Source organism: Bacillus daqingensis (assembly GCF_042654445.1).
In the GTDB taxonomy this organism is placed as follows: Bacteria; Bacillota; Bacilli; order Bacillales; family Salisediminibacteriaceae; genus Alkalicoccus; species Alkalicoccus luteus.
Genome location: NZ_JBHSGK010000008.1, coordinates 65,149 through 78,711, shown reverse-complemented (window position 1 = coordinate 78,711; position 13,563 = coordinate 65,149). Strand labels below are relative to the sequence as shown.

Sequence of the window (13,563 nt, the reverse complement as noted above, 5' to 3'; positions counted from 1 at the left end):
CATGAACAGCTTTGCCTATGGATATACGAACGGCTTTGTGGAGGGATTGAACAACCAGACGAAAGTACTCAAGCGGAATGCCTTCGGGTTTCAACGCTTTGATCGCTTTCGCATGCGCATCTTATTGCATCATCAGTACAAGCATCTCAAGACTGGAATTGGATGAGGGGCAGGCGGAAGAACCACCTACCCCAACAATTGACTTAGAACCGTTTTATTTATCATCCGCTACAACAGCTGCATGACTAAAGCAACTGCCACCACGATGAGTATAATTGTCGCAAGTGACCGGATTAAGCATCCGACGCCGCGCATGATCAGCGGAAAGAAAAAGATGACCAGTACGACGACTAATATTAACGTTATCGGATCCACATGTATCCCCCTCTCCTGCATGTATACCTGCAGAGTGCTGTTTATATATACGGTAAACAGGAGGAGAAAGTTACAGGGCTTAACCGGTTCTTTCGTTACGATCCGCTTTTCTGTTGAAGTGATTGTTTTTGCTGTTTAGAAAGGCTGTCGAAGTACTCGGTGTAATCAGATAGGCCGCTGTAGGAGATGGTTAAATAATTGATTGCCCTTGTCATGCCAATATACAGTCTGGCCGCTTCTTTTTCTTTATTATCTTCTAATTGGAACGGCATGCTGTCCGTATTCACAATAAATACTGCTTGAAAGTCCAAGCCCTTACTGCTGTCAAATGTACATAATTTGACGCAGCCATCTTCTTTTTCGTAATCTCGCTTCGTTTCGGGGCTTTCTGTGACCCAGTTGTAAGGAATATCTGCATTTTCCAATTCTTTTTGAAGTGTGCCCACTACATCTGCATCCCGTGTTCGCTTGACTCGGTATAATACAAGCATTTCTTCGTAAGGAACGCCTTTTTCTTCGTGAAAGTATCTGATATTTTCAGTAAGCTTTTGAGCCTCTTCTTTCCATGAAGCTGCTTTCACAATAATAGGATCCGCACCTTTTCGCTTCGTACTTTTCGGATGAATCAGTGCTTCTCCGTCTACATCACCTTCGACGACTTTTTTGATCACCGTGTGTTCCTGGAAAAAATCCCAGGCAAACTGCACAATCTGAGCCGTATTTCGATAATTAATGTCCAGTACCTTTGAGCGTCCCCGGAAATCCAAGCCTGTTTTTTGCAGGTAGTTTGTTTTTCTCGAGTAAATCGTTTGAGCCTTATCTTCCACCAGTAGAAGTGACGCCGTTTCTTTGTTCAGCATATTGCTGACCAGCTGCATCCATTCCGTCTCAAAATCCTGGCCTTCATCAATCAGAATAGCATCGTATTTAGGCAGGATGGCTTCCTTCTTTTCTAATTTTTCGATGAGATCCGGAATTTGCTTTTCTGAAATGAGAAGGTCCTGTCGGATCCACTCATGAAAGTTCTTCACCGTCACATCTTTCATCCGCTCTTCTGATGGCTGGGCGGCCTCCAGTAAATCAGCTGGCTCTTCCATCTTCGCTTCTATCATGTGTAACAGGGATCTGGAAAGCGAAATGTTATAACAAAGAACAAGTACTTTCCAATCAGGGTGTTCCTGCTTAATTAATCGAACCCTGCTGGCTAAGATTAATGTTTTTCCACTGCCCGCGACTCCGCGCACTAAGCGATGCTTATCGCCTAATTGCTTTGCAAGCTTTTCCTGATAAATGTCCATTGCTTTTATATGGTTCATGGATAGCAGCATCTGTTCACGATAGCCAACGGACTGCGGTTTATGGTGGGAAATACGGACTTCCGGAAACAGTTGATAGCGGATGGCATTGATTTGTTCATGCGTTAAGGATCCGTTTATTCGAAACGGCATAATAAACATGTTCAGCAATTTTTCAATTAGCAGTTCTTCATCAAATTCGTTATTATCTGGATCTATTTCTTCTCTCGTAAGGGTAAGCTGGGGATCGGATACCTCACATATATTATTTTCGATATACTGCTTTTGATTCAGCCTTGTAAGAACCGCCCCATAGCCGCACGGAAAAATTAATTGTCCTTTATATTTTCCGTCCTGTTGTTTGAGCTGTTCATCATTTCCTAAGAGATTTTTCGCTTTAAACATGTATTCTCTCGCCTGGATCAAAGGGGCTTTTAAAACTTTTGTTCCTTCATTCGTATTAATCGTCCACTCATTGCTGTTCACATGTTTTATCGTATTGATGGTATAGTCTTTTACTTCCAAAATCAGAACGCCAAGATGCGGACCGATGATCAAGAAATCCGGTGTGTAGTTATCTATAACCGGCTCGTAATACACGACATAATCATCATCCAGGTATTTTTTCAGCGTATTAAAAACCAGCCGTTCTCCTGCCGTGGGCTGTCCTTTAATAAATTCCGGTACCGTAATAGCCATGTTTCTTCCCTCCATGCTCATAACGTTCTGTAACAACATAACAACTCAACAAGCGGCATCCTGGCAGCAATAACGGTCTAGACATTTAAAATATACTTTGCGTTATTAAATCATACATTAATTGTAAAATAACACATACATTATCAATACATAAACCATAATATTACAACATACACATGACTATTCACTTATAAAAGCCCCCTGATCAATCCCGATCAGGGGGCTTCCTTCTTGCTTACATATTCGGCGGCCCAATCCGCGGGCTGTTTTCTGGAATTTCGGTGTCGTAGAAGTCCGGGTCAATGTCATAGATTTCACCGGTCGCCAGTCCGAGCAGCGTCTCATAGAGGCCGACGTACGTCTGCTGGATCAGCATGCCATTCGCTTTCTGGCCGGTGTGGCCGTCAGGATGCTGCTGGCCGCGTGTTTCATAGAGCATGATCGCGGCATCGTTAAGCGAGTAGCTCCCGAGTGCGGTACCTGGAAGATCCACTTCCGGGAAGCGGCTGATAGCGCCAAACGGCGAGTTGCCGCGCTGAAGCTGTTGGTACACGTGCGAGTTTACCTGCTTGGAAAGTTCCAGAGACTCTTCGCTCAGCTGGTAATCTGTCCCGTCGTAGGAAACGACGTTGTCCTCATCTACGACCTGGGCGATCAGCTGCAACGTGTTCAGTCGGTCATCGTCTTCCGAAACGGTGTTGCTATAGCGGTGATGGTGGTCGATGAAGAGGTCCGGCTCCAGCTCTTCAAATACATCCCGTGAAGCACGTGCTTCCGGTGTGACATAGAAGCCGGGCTCAGAGCCGAATCCCGGGAGCAGGTCCGCTTCCTCTGCTGAGAGCTCAAACGACAAATCCGGATGGAAGTCGCGGTTGATGTCAAAGCCGAGCTCTCCGCTCACCGTGTCCGGTCGGTAATACCATGGCGCTGACGTATCCTCTGCCAGTCCCCACTCTTCCGGCGTCCACTCCTGAATGTTCTGACGCTGCTTTGCCTGACCCTGCTCTACCTCGAACGTTTCCGATCCATCCGGGTTCAGCATCGGCAGAATGTAGACGGTCACGTTATCAAGAATCTTGCGCACGTCGCGGTTGTTGCTCATCGTCAGGTTGTGGATCAGGCTGACGGCAGCTTCTGTGCCTGCCTGTTCATCACCGTGAATCTGCGTCTGCAAAAATACTTTAGGGTTATCGGTATCCGCCTCCCCAAACTTCGCCACATAAATCGGATAATCGTATGTAGCAGAGTGGCCGACTACCTCCAGCTCCATGCGGTCGTGGCGGTCCCGCTCGTTGATCTGCTCCAGCTTTTTATGCAGCTCATCCGGAGACAAAAAGCTTTCCAGCATTACCTGTTGACCAGGCTGGATCCACGGCCCGTTCGGTTTCGACTGCGGCTCTGCGCCAAGACTCCCTGGCAGCACAACGGACGCTGCCATCGTCGCTGCTAAACTGATGCCAAGCACCTTCTTCTTCATTTTAAAACCTCCCTGTAGGATAATACCTTAATTTTCGCCTTCCGAAATAAAAAGCGCAACCCGTTTTCAGAAAAATAAGACAATAAAACCAGCAATTGGATGGAGCCGTGCTGGCTTTTGTCATATAATCTAACGACTCAGTTGTTTTTCGGCGATATTTACAGGGAGAAAGACAGAGCAGGAAGTGGTTCATCTGGCTTTGCATTCTGCCATGAAAAAAGCCTCTGTCATCCAGTGGATTACCGTGGAACAAATTTATTTAATTACCCTTCCACCACCAGCTGAATCCGGTTGCCTGCAGGATCAGCCGTGGAGATGACATCCCTTTCGCGTGTGACGGCTGCTTCCGTCTGCTCAAGGCGGGAGAGCACGTTTTGGCGCGCGTCTTCACTCGGGAAGGCAATCGTATAGTGCCGGAGCCCGACGCTGTTCTCGGCCGGCGCGGGAATGTTGCGGCCGTTCCAGACGTTTAGAGCCACGTGGTGGTGATAGCGACTGTCGGAAAGGAAATTTGCCTGGCCGCCGTAGGAGCTGACGATGCTGAGGCCGAGAACGTCTGTATAAAAGGCGGTATCCCGTTCCATGTCGGATACATGCAGATGGATGTGTCCCATCACGGTTCCCTCCGGAAGCCCGTTCCACTCGGTGTCGCCGGCTGCTTCCAGAAGGCTTTCCACATCGAGCGGTTCGGTGACCATGCCGACCTGATCATTCGTCCACGGCCAGCTGGACGGATCGCGGTCGGCGTAGATTTCAATGCCGTTTCCATCCGGATCCGACAAGTACAGTGCTTCACTGACCCGGTGATCCGATGCCCCTTGAATCACGTTTCCGTGCTTGACCGAGTGCTTGATAAAGCGGCCGACGTCGGCACGGTCCGGCACGAGCAGCGCAAAGTGAAACAGGCCGGTCGTGCGCGGCTGCTTCGGCATAACGTCCTCCGGCTGCTCGAGCGTCAGGAGTACGGTACCTCCTGCCGTAAGTTCCGCTGTGCGTGCTGTCTGGTCGGTTACTTGAAAGCCGATTACAGTCGTGTAAAAACGAAGCGCCCTTTCTAAATCTTCTACTTTCAGAGAGACACGGCTCACGTGGGTAACAGGTTTACGGTGAAAGTTCATGATTTATCGTTCCTTTCGTTTATGATTGCAGCTGCTCCAGATGCCCGGAGCGAGTTCTTTTCGTCTGCAAATAGGCTTCGTTAAACTCGGAAACACCGCCCCAGATCGACTGGCTCTCTGTCAGGGTTATTCCGGCCCGCGTAAGAGCCTCGATCTTGTTCGGATTGTTTGTAAGAAGTGTCACCGGCTTGGATCGGAGGCTCTTCAGCACCAAGACGGCCTCCTCGTAGCTTCTCGCATCATCAGCAAAGCCGAGCGCATGATTGGCATCGATCGTATCAAAGCCGTTCTCCTGCAGGAGGTACGCCATCGCCTTGCTGAACAGTCCAATCCCTCTCCCTTCATGGTTTGCGAGGTAAAAGAGTGCTCCTGCTCCACGGTCGGCAATCGTACGCTTCGACTGCTTCAGCTGAAAGCCGCAGTCGCAGCGCTTGCTGCCGAAAATATCCCCCGTGTGGCAGATGGAGTGCATACGAATCACCGCATCTTCTGCTTCAGCAAAATCCCCGTAGACGAGTACACTCGACTGCTGCAGGTTTGCCAGGTCGGCCTGGGCAAGCTGCTCGAGCAGCTTTTCATAGTTTACAGCGGCCTCGCTGCACGTCAGCCAGGAATACCACTGAAAGGTAACCGTTCTGCCGTCGAGATGAACCGGCATGCGGACCGGGCCAACAAGATACATCGCCTCTCCATCTCGCTCGATCAGCTGTATCTTCCTGTCGAGGAGACGGTAAACGTCTTTACGTATGCTTGAAAGCATCCTGTTGCCCTCTTTCGACCATAGCACGGATCCACTGCTGAAAGCCCTGCTTAATATCAGCCGGTACGGCATGTCCGCCGTCAAACGCTGTAAACTGTACGCCAACGCCGCCCTGTTCGAGACGGTGACGCGCCTCTTCTCCCCATGCATACGGCAGCACCGGATCGGCTGTACCGTGTGCCATATAGACGGAGAGATGCGCGGCGGCATGCTCGCGCATAAATGCTGGTAGGTAGCAGCTCAGCGCTCCGACACCGCGGATCTGTTCTTGGTGCATCAGTCCGAGCGAGAGAGAGGCAATTGCCCCCTGGCTGAATCCGGCCAGATACACATGTTCCGGATCGATCGGATGCTCGTTTAAACTGTCTTCTATAAACTCTGTCAGCCGCTCCATTGCATCCGCGAACACCTCGTAGTGCGGCTTGCCGAACTCCTCGATTGTAAAATACGCATATCCCGGCGGATGCGGCAGGTGCCCCCGCAGGCTGAACACGTAAAAACGGTCACTCAGCTCCTCCCCAAGTGCTAACATGTCCTGTTCATTGCTCCCCATCCCGTGCAGCAAAAATACGACCGGATTTGCTTCGGCCGGTGCGGCCGGTTTTCGCAGCTCGTAGGTGAATGTCATAACACCACTCCTTTTCTTTTGCGAAACTAATATTCATATAAGAAAACTATCTTTCAAAAAAATATCGCATACTTTTAGTAAGTGATTTATTACTTTTAAGATACGCCCTTCCCGCTGGTTTGTCAAGAAATTGTTTGTTAATATAAAACTAAGTTTCTTATTAGAATAATTCGAGGTGAACAGCTGTGGAAATCGGATCGAAAATACGGGCCATCCGCAACCGAAAGCGGATTACGATTGCGCAAATGAGTGCGAGCACCGGCCTCTCCAAAGGCTTTATCAGCAACGTGGAAAACAACAACACTTCTCCTTCCATCGCCACCCTGCAGACCATTGCAGCATTTTTGAAGGTGCCGCTCCCGTACCTGCTGCTGGAGAAAAATGAGCATATGCGTGTCGTACGCCAGAGCGAACGGCGTCATTCCGTGTACAGGGGGTTAACCATCGAACACCTCGCCTCAAAGGGCGGGCTGCGCACGATGATCGTGGAAATTCCGCCCGGCGACTCGATCGGCGAGCCCCACTCCCACGAAGGAGAGGAATCTCACTTCGTGCTGGAAGGGAAGCTTCTCGCCGAACAGGGCGAAGACTCGTTCATCGTTGAACGGGGCGACTCCTTCAGCTGGAACGCAAGCGTCCCCCACTTCGTGCAAAACGTCGGTGACGAAAAAGCTGTTGTGTACATTGCGATCTATACCGATACCGAGCTGATCGACGTGCTGTAAGAGAAGGTGCGCTGCCTCTTTAACGAGCCGGATTCTTGGCGCCGTGTCCCTCCGCCATATTATGATAGCGGATAAGGAGCGTTCGCGCTCCGTCATTCTGAAGGAGGCGTTATACGTATGGTCATGGCAAAAGCACGCGCGGTGGACGGACCGCATCAGTCGTTTCGCAAGGCGGACATTCAGCGCCGCGAGCTCGACAAGCACGATGTATTACTGGAGATCCACTATGCCGGCATCTGTCACTCTGACATTCATACGGCACACGGCGATTGGGGCGAGGCCCACTACCCGCTCGTTCCCGGTCATGAAATCGCCGGGATCGTCAAAGAGGTCGGCTCTGACGTCACGAAGTTCCAGCCCGGCGACCGCGCCGGCGTCGGCTGTATGGTTGAATCTTGCGGCTCGTGCGAGAACTGCGAAGCCGGAGAAGAGCAGTACTGCTTAAAAGGCAATACGCCGACGTATGACGGCGTCGATAAATACGGAGAGCCGACGCAGGGCGGCTATTCGACGCACATCGTCGTGACAGAGGATTTCGTCCTTCACATTCCGGAAAACCTGCCGCTTGATGCTGCAGCGCCGCTTCTCTGTGCGGGCATCACGACCTTTTCTCCGCTGAACCGCTGGCAGGCCGGACCAGGCAAAAAAGTAGCCGTCGTCGGACTCGGCGGACTCGGGCACATGGCCGTTAAAATCGCGCATGCGATGGGAGCGGATGTAACGGTGCTTTCCCAGACGCTGAACAAAAAGGACGACGGGCTCCGCTTCGGCGCAAGCGCGTATTATGCGACGAAGGATGAGGACACGTTTGATACACTCGCCGGACAGTTTGATCTGATCATCAACACCGTGAGCGCGAAAATCAACATCAACGACTACCTCTCCCTGCTCCGCCTGGACGGAACGCTCGTCAACGTCGGTGCTCCGGCAGAGCCGCTTGATGTGCACGTCTTCTCGCTGATTCCGCAGCGCCGCTCCTTTGCCGGCTCGCTGATCGGCGGCATCCGCGAAACGCAGGACATGCTCGACTTCTGTGCCAAGCACGAGATCATGCCGGAAATCGAAGTCATTTCCGCAGACGACATCGACGACGCCTACGAACGAGTACAGAAATCAGACGTGAAATACCGCTTCGTGATCGATACGAGCACGCTTTAATTGGTAAAAAGGAGCCCTCTGCGAAATGAATGCAGAGGGCTTTTTGGCCGTTCGTTCAGCTGTCTTCGTCCTCCACTGCCACATCTGCTTCTCTTCGTTCATCCCGATAGCCGGTGACGCTTCTATCGTCACGGTCGATCGATAACGCCTGCACCGAGCCAAAATAGAGTGCCGTCGGCTGCTCTTCGACTGCTGCATAGCCGATGGAAAGCAGCTCATTTTCCAGCGCTTCATCAGGCGGCTCTTCCAGGATCAGCCGGTCACCGTTTATATGAAACCGGGGTGAGGCAACAGCCCGCTCCACGTCCTGATTATGCACGGCCCAATCGGCAATCACCTGGGCGAGCATGAGCGGAATCCGCTCCCCGCCCGGGCTGCCGATGCCGAGCACCGGTCCTTCTTCGTCAGCGACGATCATTGGCGCCGACCAGGTGATCGATCGTCTTCCCGGCTCCGGATCGTTATTATCCGAACGGCCGATGCTGAAGCGTGCCATTTGGTCGTTTAAGAAAAAACCGTTCGTATACAAGGCAGAGCCCCAGAAGTTAGTCAGCGTATTCGTCATCGATACGACGGTTCCATCCCTGTCTACTACCGTGATGTGTGTCGTGTTTGGCGCACTGTACGGCTCGTTTTCTCCAATTGAAAACAGCTGGTCTGCCTCAATCGCTTCAGCAAGCTCCCGGTTTTGCTCTGGATTTGTCATCGCGTCAACCGGGACGTCGACGAAGTTCGGATCACCAAGTTCTGTTTCCATCATTGCCCGGGCGAGCCTCCAGGACATGGCCATATAGTGAATATGTTCTGCTTCGTAGCGTTCGTCGTAATCATCAAAAGCCGTGCTCCCCTCCAGCATCTGCAGCATCTGCACCACGCTGATGCCAGGCAGCGGCGCGGGTGCACCGATTACGTCATAGTCGAGAAAGCTTCCGGAAACCGGTTCATGGTTGACCGTTTCGTAGCCTGCAAGCGATGCTGCATCAAGACCATCGACGTTTTCGATGAGGTCGTCGGCTAATGCTCCTTCGTAAAAGGCTTCTGCCCCGTCCGCACGCACAGCCTCCAGAACGGCTGCAAGGTCAGACTGGACCAGCGTTTCTCCTACTGCAAGCGGAGCGCCATCCGGGTAAAACTGGGGAAGCACACTGACAGGCAGCCTCGAAGCTCCCGATTCCAGCTGTTCTGCTAAAAGCTCAGTTACTTCTGCTCCCCCTGCCAGCTCTACTGCCGGGGTGAGAAGATCCTCCCAGCCACTTTCGCCATACCTGTCTGACAAGTCCTGCATGCCCTGGACAAATCCCGGGACGCCGACGTTGGAGGATGGAATGCCGTCTCCCGGCACCACTTCCCGGTAGTCGATACTTTCCGGTGCTTCTCCTTGCTCGTGAATCAGCGCCACGCCCCCGCCGCCGATCCCGGACGCAAATGGTTCAACGACAGAGACGGCGAACGCCGCTGCCACTGCTGCATCCACGGCATTTCCTCCTTCAGCAAGGACTGTCATGCCGGCCTCCACCGCAGCCGGATGGCCGGCACTGACTGCGTATGGATACGCTGCTGATTCTGCATCATTCTCCGCTTCCTCTTCCGGCGGCTCGTTTTCTTCTTCATCTGTACGGTTTTCTTCTTCTAGCTCGCTTTCGTTTGTATCGTTGTCTGCAGGCTCTGTATCGTCCGCCTCATTTTCAGCAGGATCTTCTTCCGTAACCGGATCCGGATTGGATTCGTTCTCTGCCTCCTGATTGGTACACGCTGCTGTACACAGCACTGCCGCTACAAGTAATGTACACTTTTTCAGCAACGCCATCACTTCCTTTCGATTGGCCGGGACCTGTACGGAACCGGCAGTTTTTTACCGATGATATAGTAGCTGCCGGGTACAAAGCCAAGCAGAAACGTGATCAGCATGGAGCCAAGTACGGCCAGCACCGCCGCAAGAAGCGTATACACGATGATCGGCAGCGCCTCCATATGCGGAAGCCAGAGGAGAATAAACCGGTGCAGCAGATAAATTTGAAAGGAATAGGCGCTGATCGTCAATATAAACGCCGGAACGCGGGTAACCCGCTGCGCAATCCATGCGAGCAGCACGATCATGCCGACGGTGTAGGCAATGTTATCGATCCGCTTCGATGAAACGGTGTCAATGATCTCAAAGCGGACAAGCAGAAACACAAGCAGCAGACTTCCGAGCGGAAAGACGATCACCCATGGCTTCATCTTCCGGAGCCGCTGCTTGATGACGTCATAGGAAGCGCCGGCGTAGTAGCCGAGCACAAAGTAAAATACCCATCCCGGAATACCAAGCCAGTGGCCCCGGTTCCAAATGTAGGCCCACACGTCACCCGGCGGCGGTTCAGTAAGATTAAAGTATCCCAGATAGCTGACTGTCATCATCAATGCAATTGTCAGCATCAGCCACGGGTTACAGCGTGCCAGAAGCCGGTGGAACAGCATATGCAGGATGTAAAACTGAAAAATGACGAGAATGAAATACGTGGTGAAATTGCCGGCAAAGACGTTTAAGAGTGCATTCCTGCCCGCCTCCTGCCATGTACTGGCGGCGGCTATGGCGTAGAGCACGCTGATCGATATGAAGGGTGCGAGGAGAAAGATGACCCGCTTGCGAAAAAAACCACGCGGCAGGCCGCGCGGATACGCATAGGCGAGCAGCAGCTCCGATATAAATATGAACGCAGGCGTCCCAAAAAACGCCGCAAATCTGACTGCGATGAGAATATACTCCTCGACCTGGGAGACGTGCGGCCCGTTCTGCTCGAGCCCTTTATAGACGGCATGCACCATCACCACTGCCAGACAGGAAACGGCGCGGATCCAAAATACTTCATCGATGACTTTTTTATTGTTCAAGCCGCCTCCTCCTCACTTCTGCTGCTGATGCGACGGCCTGTCCGTGCGCTTTTTCGATCCATCTGCATGCTTTCCTTCTCTGCTTGCCTAAAGGTATTGATTTTTACCCGTTCTATTTTCACTTGAAACGAGACTGGTGCAATCAGCATCAAAAGCCCCGTGCCGATCGGGCAGGGGCTTGAAAGCAGCAGGCGCTAAAGACGCTTCCGTTTCGTTTTAGACGTATAAACGGCACTTCCTGCACCAACGATAACAGCGGCGATAATGATGAGCATGATCGGATCCATGTTGAATTCTCCTCTTCTGAGCACACGCTCTTTTTTTCAGAATACCCTCACTCCGGCTCTTGAGCGATCAGACGATTGCCTTATCTTTCTGAGGGTTTTCGATGGAAACGATATCCATGTTACACTACAGGTAACCGGCCTTTATTGGAGGTGGAACGATGCTTTGGAAAACAGTACTGCTGTTCGTTATCGGCATTCCGTTTCTGACTGCCATGAGTCAGTGGACGGGCGGATCGTATACGCTGATCGACAGCATCGCAGTATTAAGTTTCGTCGTCCTGTTCACGTTTGCTGGGCGCTATTTGACGAAACCGCGTCAAAAGCAGACGGAAGGCTGATGCGCTGGCTCATCGTAGCACTGCCGCTGTTAGTCGTGCTATAGTAATGAGGTTCCATGTATCAGACAACTGCATAAGTATGTGATTCAGGTGCAGCGAGGCGTTCTGCTTTGCTGCTTAAAAGGGAAATCGGTGAAGAGTCCGATGCTGTCCCGCAACTGTATTCGTGAGCGACCCGGAGTTGCCACTGTTTCTGCTGAGAGCGGAAATGGGAAGGAGCCGGGAAGCGATGAGCGTAAGCCAGGAGACCTGCCTGTTTCAGCAGACATTCGTACCTACGAGGATAGGAGATGTTAAGTGTGAGTATACCGTATGGACCCGTGCGCCTTGCTGCGCCGCTCCAGCGCTTAGTTAAGCGTGCGCTCTTCTTAACAGCTTCCTCAAGGGAGTTGTTTTTTTATTGTGATGACAAGGAGGGCACGTATGAACGAGCGAATCGAACACTATGAGGAGCAGCTGACGTCATTTTTCATGTATCAAACGCTTTACTTGGAAAACGCCGCCTCCCTGCGAGAACACGTCGAGCATCTGCAGCAGGAGCTGGATGCGTCCGATAAGCAGCATTTGGAGGCTGCCTATCAGCTCGTGCTGCAGCACATCGCCGGAAGCAGGCAGACGACATGACCGGGCTGAAGCAGCGAAACACGACCAGACAGGAAATTCTGACTGCCGCTCACGAGGCGTTTGTTGAAAAGGGCTATGCGGCGGCTTCGATGGACGACATCCGCACGCGCGCAGACGTCAGCAAAGGCACGCTGTATTACCACTTTACAAGCAAAGAGGCGCTGTTCCTTGCCTGCGTGAAAACAACTACGCGTGATATGTATGCAGACTGGCTGGCCCTGTCTCACGAGGCAAAGCACGCGACCGACAAGCTGTATCTGCTCGGTGACTATTACAAAACGCATGCACACCGTTCCCTCTCGAACGTGATCCCGGAGTACCTCGCTGCGGCCTCTGCAAAAGAGAGCGTGTTTACGCTGATCCGCCCGGAGTATAGGATGTTTGAGAGCGTCCTCCGCGAGGGCATCCAGCGCGGCGAGTTCCGGCAGTCGCTGCCGATAGAAAGCATCATTCTCGCCCTGCACGCTTCCTTTACTGCACTCGGAAGCACACAAAAAAACAGGGAAACCTGCATGCATCGCGAGATTATCACGTCGATGGTGCACGGGATCAAGTAAAAAAGAGCAGCCTCCCCGATTGGGAAGGCTGTATTTTCGTTATCCAGCTTACCGCTTCTGTACCGGGCGCAAGAAGTCGACATCATACCGACTTATATACGTAACGTTTTATCCATACGTATCTTTCCTGTGTCCTATTTCCAATACTAAAATGACTAATTTCTTATCCTGGATCTCTGCAATTAATCGATAATCCCCTACGCGGTAACGCCACGCTCCTGATCGATCACCCGTTAACCCTTTTCCTTTGGATCTCGGATCGGTTGTATGGTGAAGGTTTTTTTTGATCCATGCCATGATAAAGCGTGATGCAGAAGCGTCTAATTTCTTTAATGTTTTTCTTGCTCGTTTCTCAAAACGAACTTCATATACACGTTGTTCCGCTGTCATTTTTCGACATCATCCAATTCATCCAGCATTTCTTCAAATGAAACATCAGTTGGATCCGCTTCATGTTCCGCTTTTGCTTCGTTAAACAATCGAAGATCAATGTCATTTTCAATTTGTTCGAATACAGCAGAACGAACCAATTCTGATAACGATATATTTTTGTTTTTGGCATACTCCCTGATTACTTTTTCTTCCGCTTTACTCACACGCAAAGACAATGCAGCCATTCCCCATCGCCTCCTCTTCTATTTGTAATACATT

General features: G+C 51.5%; 16 protein-coding genes and 1 riboswitch. Of the genes, 6 read left to right on the top strand and 10 right to left on the bottom strand.

Annotation, left to right across the window (positions count from 1 at the left end; all coding sequences use genetic code 11):
• The coding region (locus ACFO4L_RS09265; RefSeq protein ID WP_377909389.1) for a transposase at window positions 1-166 on the top strand (166 nt) is incomplete at its 5' end.
• Window positions 167-228: 62 nt separating this feature from the next.
• On the opposite strand, the gene ACFO4L_RS09260 is transcribed toward ACFO4L_RS09265, so the two are convergent.
• The 6 genes from ACFO4L_RS09260 to ACFO4L_RS09235 all read right to left on the bottom strand — a co-directional run bounded on the left by ACFO4L_RS09260 (window position 229) and on the right by ACFO4L_RS09235 (window position 6,352).
• Complete coding sequence (locus ACFO4L_RS09260; protein ID WP_377909386.1) at window positions 229-375, bottom strand: hypothetical protein; 147 nt, start codon at window positions 373-375, stop codon at window positions 229-231.
• Between the two features lie 95 nt (window positions 376-470).
• Window positions 471-2,369 (bottom strand): 3'-5' exonuclease, encoded by a 1,899-nt coding sequence (locus ACFO4L_RS09255; protein ID WP_377909385.1) that lies wholly within the window; start codon window positions 2,367-2,369, stop codon window positions 471-473.
• 235 nt (window positions 2,370-2,604) lie between these two features.
• Entirely contained in the window at window positions 2,605-3,846 is a 1,242-nt protein-coding gene (locus tag ACFO4L_RS09250) for a M14 family zinc carboxypeptidase (protein WP_377909384.1), read from the bottom strand.
• A gap of 263 nt (window positions 3,847-4,109) precedes the next feature.
• Window positions 4,110-4,964, bottom strand: coding sequence for a VOC family protein (locus ACFO4L_RS09245; protein ID WP_377909383.1), 855 nt, complete (start codon window positions 4,962-4,964; stop codon window positions 4,110-4,112).
• Window positions 4,965-4,983: 19 nt separating this feature from the next.
• Entirely contained in the window at window positions 4,984-5,724 is a 741-nt protein-coding gene (locus ACFO4L_RS09240; RefSeq protein ID WP_377909382.1) for a GTP cyclohydrolase II, read from the bottom strand.
• Window positions 5,705-6,352 (bottom strand): alpha/beta hydrolase, encoded by a 648-nt coding sequence (locus ACFO4L_RS09235; RefSeq protein ID WP_377909381.1) that lies wholly within the window; start codon window positions 6,350-6,352, stop codon window positions 5,705-5,707. Before ACFO4L_RS09235 ends, ACFO4L_RS09240 begins: the two co-directional genes overlap by 20 nt.
• A 185-nt stretch (window positions 6,353-6,537) precedes the next feature.
• Between ACFO4L_RS09235 and ACFO4L_RS09230 the strand changes: the two genes are divergently transcribed.
• On the top strand, window positions 6,538-7,077 hold the full coding sequence (locus ACFO4L_RS09230) for a helix-turn-helix domain-containing protein (RefSeq protein WP_377909380.1): 540 nt from the start codon (window positions 6,538-6,540) through the stop codon (window positions 7,075-7,077).
• A 117-nt stretch (window positions 7,078-7,194) separates the two neighbouring features.
• Window positions 7,195-8,235 (top strand): NAD(P)-dependent alcohol dehydrogenase, encoded by a 1,041-nt coding sequence (locus tag ACFO4L_RS09225; protein ID WP_377909379.1) that lies wholly within the window; start codon window positions 7,195-7,197, stop codon window positions 8,233-8,235.
• Between the two features lie 55 nt (window positions 8,236-8,290).
• On the opposite strand, the gene ACFO4L_RS09220 is transcribed toward ACFO4L_RS09225, so the two are convergent.
• Both ACFO4L_RS09220 and ACFO4L_RS09215 read right to left on the bottom strand, forming a co-directional pair.
• Window positions 8,291-10,036, bottom strand: coding sequence for a gamma-glutamyltransferase family protein (locus ACFO4L_RS09220; protein ID WP_377909378.1), 1,746 nt, complete (start codon window positions 10,034-10,036; stop codon window positions 8,291-8,293).
• Window positions 10,037-10,041: 5 nt separating this feature from the next.
• On the bottom strand, window positions 10,042-11,106 hold the full coding sequence (locus tag ACFO4L_RS09215; RefSeq protein WP_377909377.1) for an acyltransferase family protein: 1,065 nt from the start codon (window positions 11,104-11,106) through the stop codon (window positions 10,042-10,044).
• Window positions 11,107-11,551: 445 nt separating this feature from the next.
• On the opposite strand from ACFO4L_RS09215, the gene ACFO4L_RS09210 reads away from it, so the two are divergent.
• From ACFO4L_RS09210 to ACFO4L_RS09200, 3 genes are all read left to right on the top strand, one after another.
• Window positions 11,552-11,731 (top strand): hypothetical protein, encoded by a 180-nt coding sequence (locus ACFO4L_RS09210; protein WP_377909376.1) that lies wholly within the window; start codon window positions 11,552-11,554, stop codon window positions 11,729-11,731.
• Window positions 11,732-11,802: 71 nt separating this feature from the next.
• Window positions 11,803-12,002, top strand: a riboswitch (cobalamin riboswitch).
• A gap of 152 nt (window positions 12,003-12,154) precedes the next feature.
• Entirely contained in the window at window positions 12,155-12,355 is a 201-nt protein-coding gene (locus tag ACFO4L_RS09205) for a hypothetical protein (protein ID WP_377909375.1), read from the top strand.
• A complete protein-coding gene (locus ACFO4L_RS09200; protein WP_377909374.1) occupies window positions 12,352-12,912 on the top strand; it encodes a TetR/AcrR family transcriptional regulator in 561 nt (186 codons plus the stop codon). Before ACFO4L_RS09205 ends, ACFO4L_RS09200 begins: the two co-directional genes overlap by 4 nt.
• Window positions 12,913-13,020: 108 nt before the next feature.
• Here the strand turns inward: ACFO4L_RS09200 and ACFO4L_RS09195 are convergent, their stop codons facing one another.
• Both ACFO4L_RS09195 and relB read right to left on the bottom strand, forming a co-directional pair.
• On the bottom strand, window positions 13,021-13,302 hold the full coding sequence (locus tag ACFO4L_RS09195; RefSeq protein ID WP_377909373.1) for a type II toxin-antitoxin system RelE family toxin: 282 nt from the start codon (window positions 13,300-13,302) through the stop codon (window positions 13,021-13,023).
• A complete protein-coding gene (relB, locus tag ACFO4L_RS09190; protein ID WP_377909372.1) occupies window positions 13,299-13,529 on the bottom strand; it encodes a type II toxin-antitoxin system RelB family antitoxin in 231 nt (76 codons plus the stop codon). The genes ACFO4L_RS09195 and relB overlap by 4 nt, the downstream gene beginning before the upstream one ends.
• Between the last annotated feature and the right edge of the window lie 34 nt (window positions 13,530-13,563).

Coding starts and splice junctions, on each gene's coding strand:
- ACFO4L_RS09240 (WP_377909382.1), bottom strand. CDS start 5,724: ATGCTTTCAAGCATACGTAAAGACGTTTACCGTCTCCTCGACAGGAAG.
- ACFO4L_RS09250 (WP_377909384.1), bottom strand. CDS start 3,846: ATGAAGAAGAAGGTGCTTGGCATCAGTTTAGCAGCGACGATGGCAGCG.
- ACFO4L_RS09245 (WP_377909383.1), bottom strand. CDS start 4,964: ATGAACTTTCACCGTAAACCTGTTACCCACGTGAGCCGTGTCTCTCTG.
- ACFO4L_RS09200 (WP_377909374.1), top strand. CDS start 12,352: ATGACCGGGCTGAAGCAGCGAAACACGACCAGACAGGAAATTCTGACT.
- ACFO4L_RS09235 (WP_377909381.1), bottom strand. CDS start 6,352: ATGACATTCACCTACGAGCTGCGAAAACCGGCCGCACCGGCCGAAGCA.
- ACFO4L_RS09225 (WP_377909379.1), top strand. CDS start 7,195: ATGGTCATGGCAAAAGCACGCGCGGTGGACGGACCGCATCAGTCGTTT.
- ACFO4L_RS09210 (WP_377909376.1), top strand. CDS start 11,552: ATGCTTTGGAAAACAGTACTGCTGTTCGTTATCGGCATTCCGTTTCTG.
- ACFO4L_RS09255 (WP_377909385.1), bottom strand. CDS start 2,369: ATGGCTATTACGGTACCGGAATTTATTAAAGGACAGCCCACGGCAGGA.
- relB (WP_377909372.1), bottom strand. CDS start 13,529: ATGGCTGCATTGTCTTTGCGTGTGAGTAAAGCGGAAGAAAAAGTAATC.
- ACFO4L_RS09205 (WP_377909375.1), top strand. CDS start 12,155: ATGAACGAGCGAATCGAACACTATGAGGAGCAGCTGACGTCATTTTTC.
- ACFO4L_RS09195 (WP_377909373.1), bottom strand. CDS start 13,302: ATGACAGCGGAACAACGTGTATATGAAGTTCGTTTTGAGAAACGAGCA.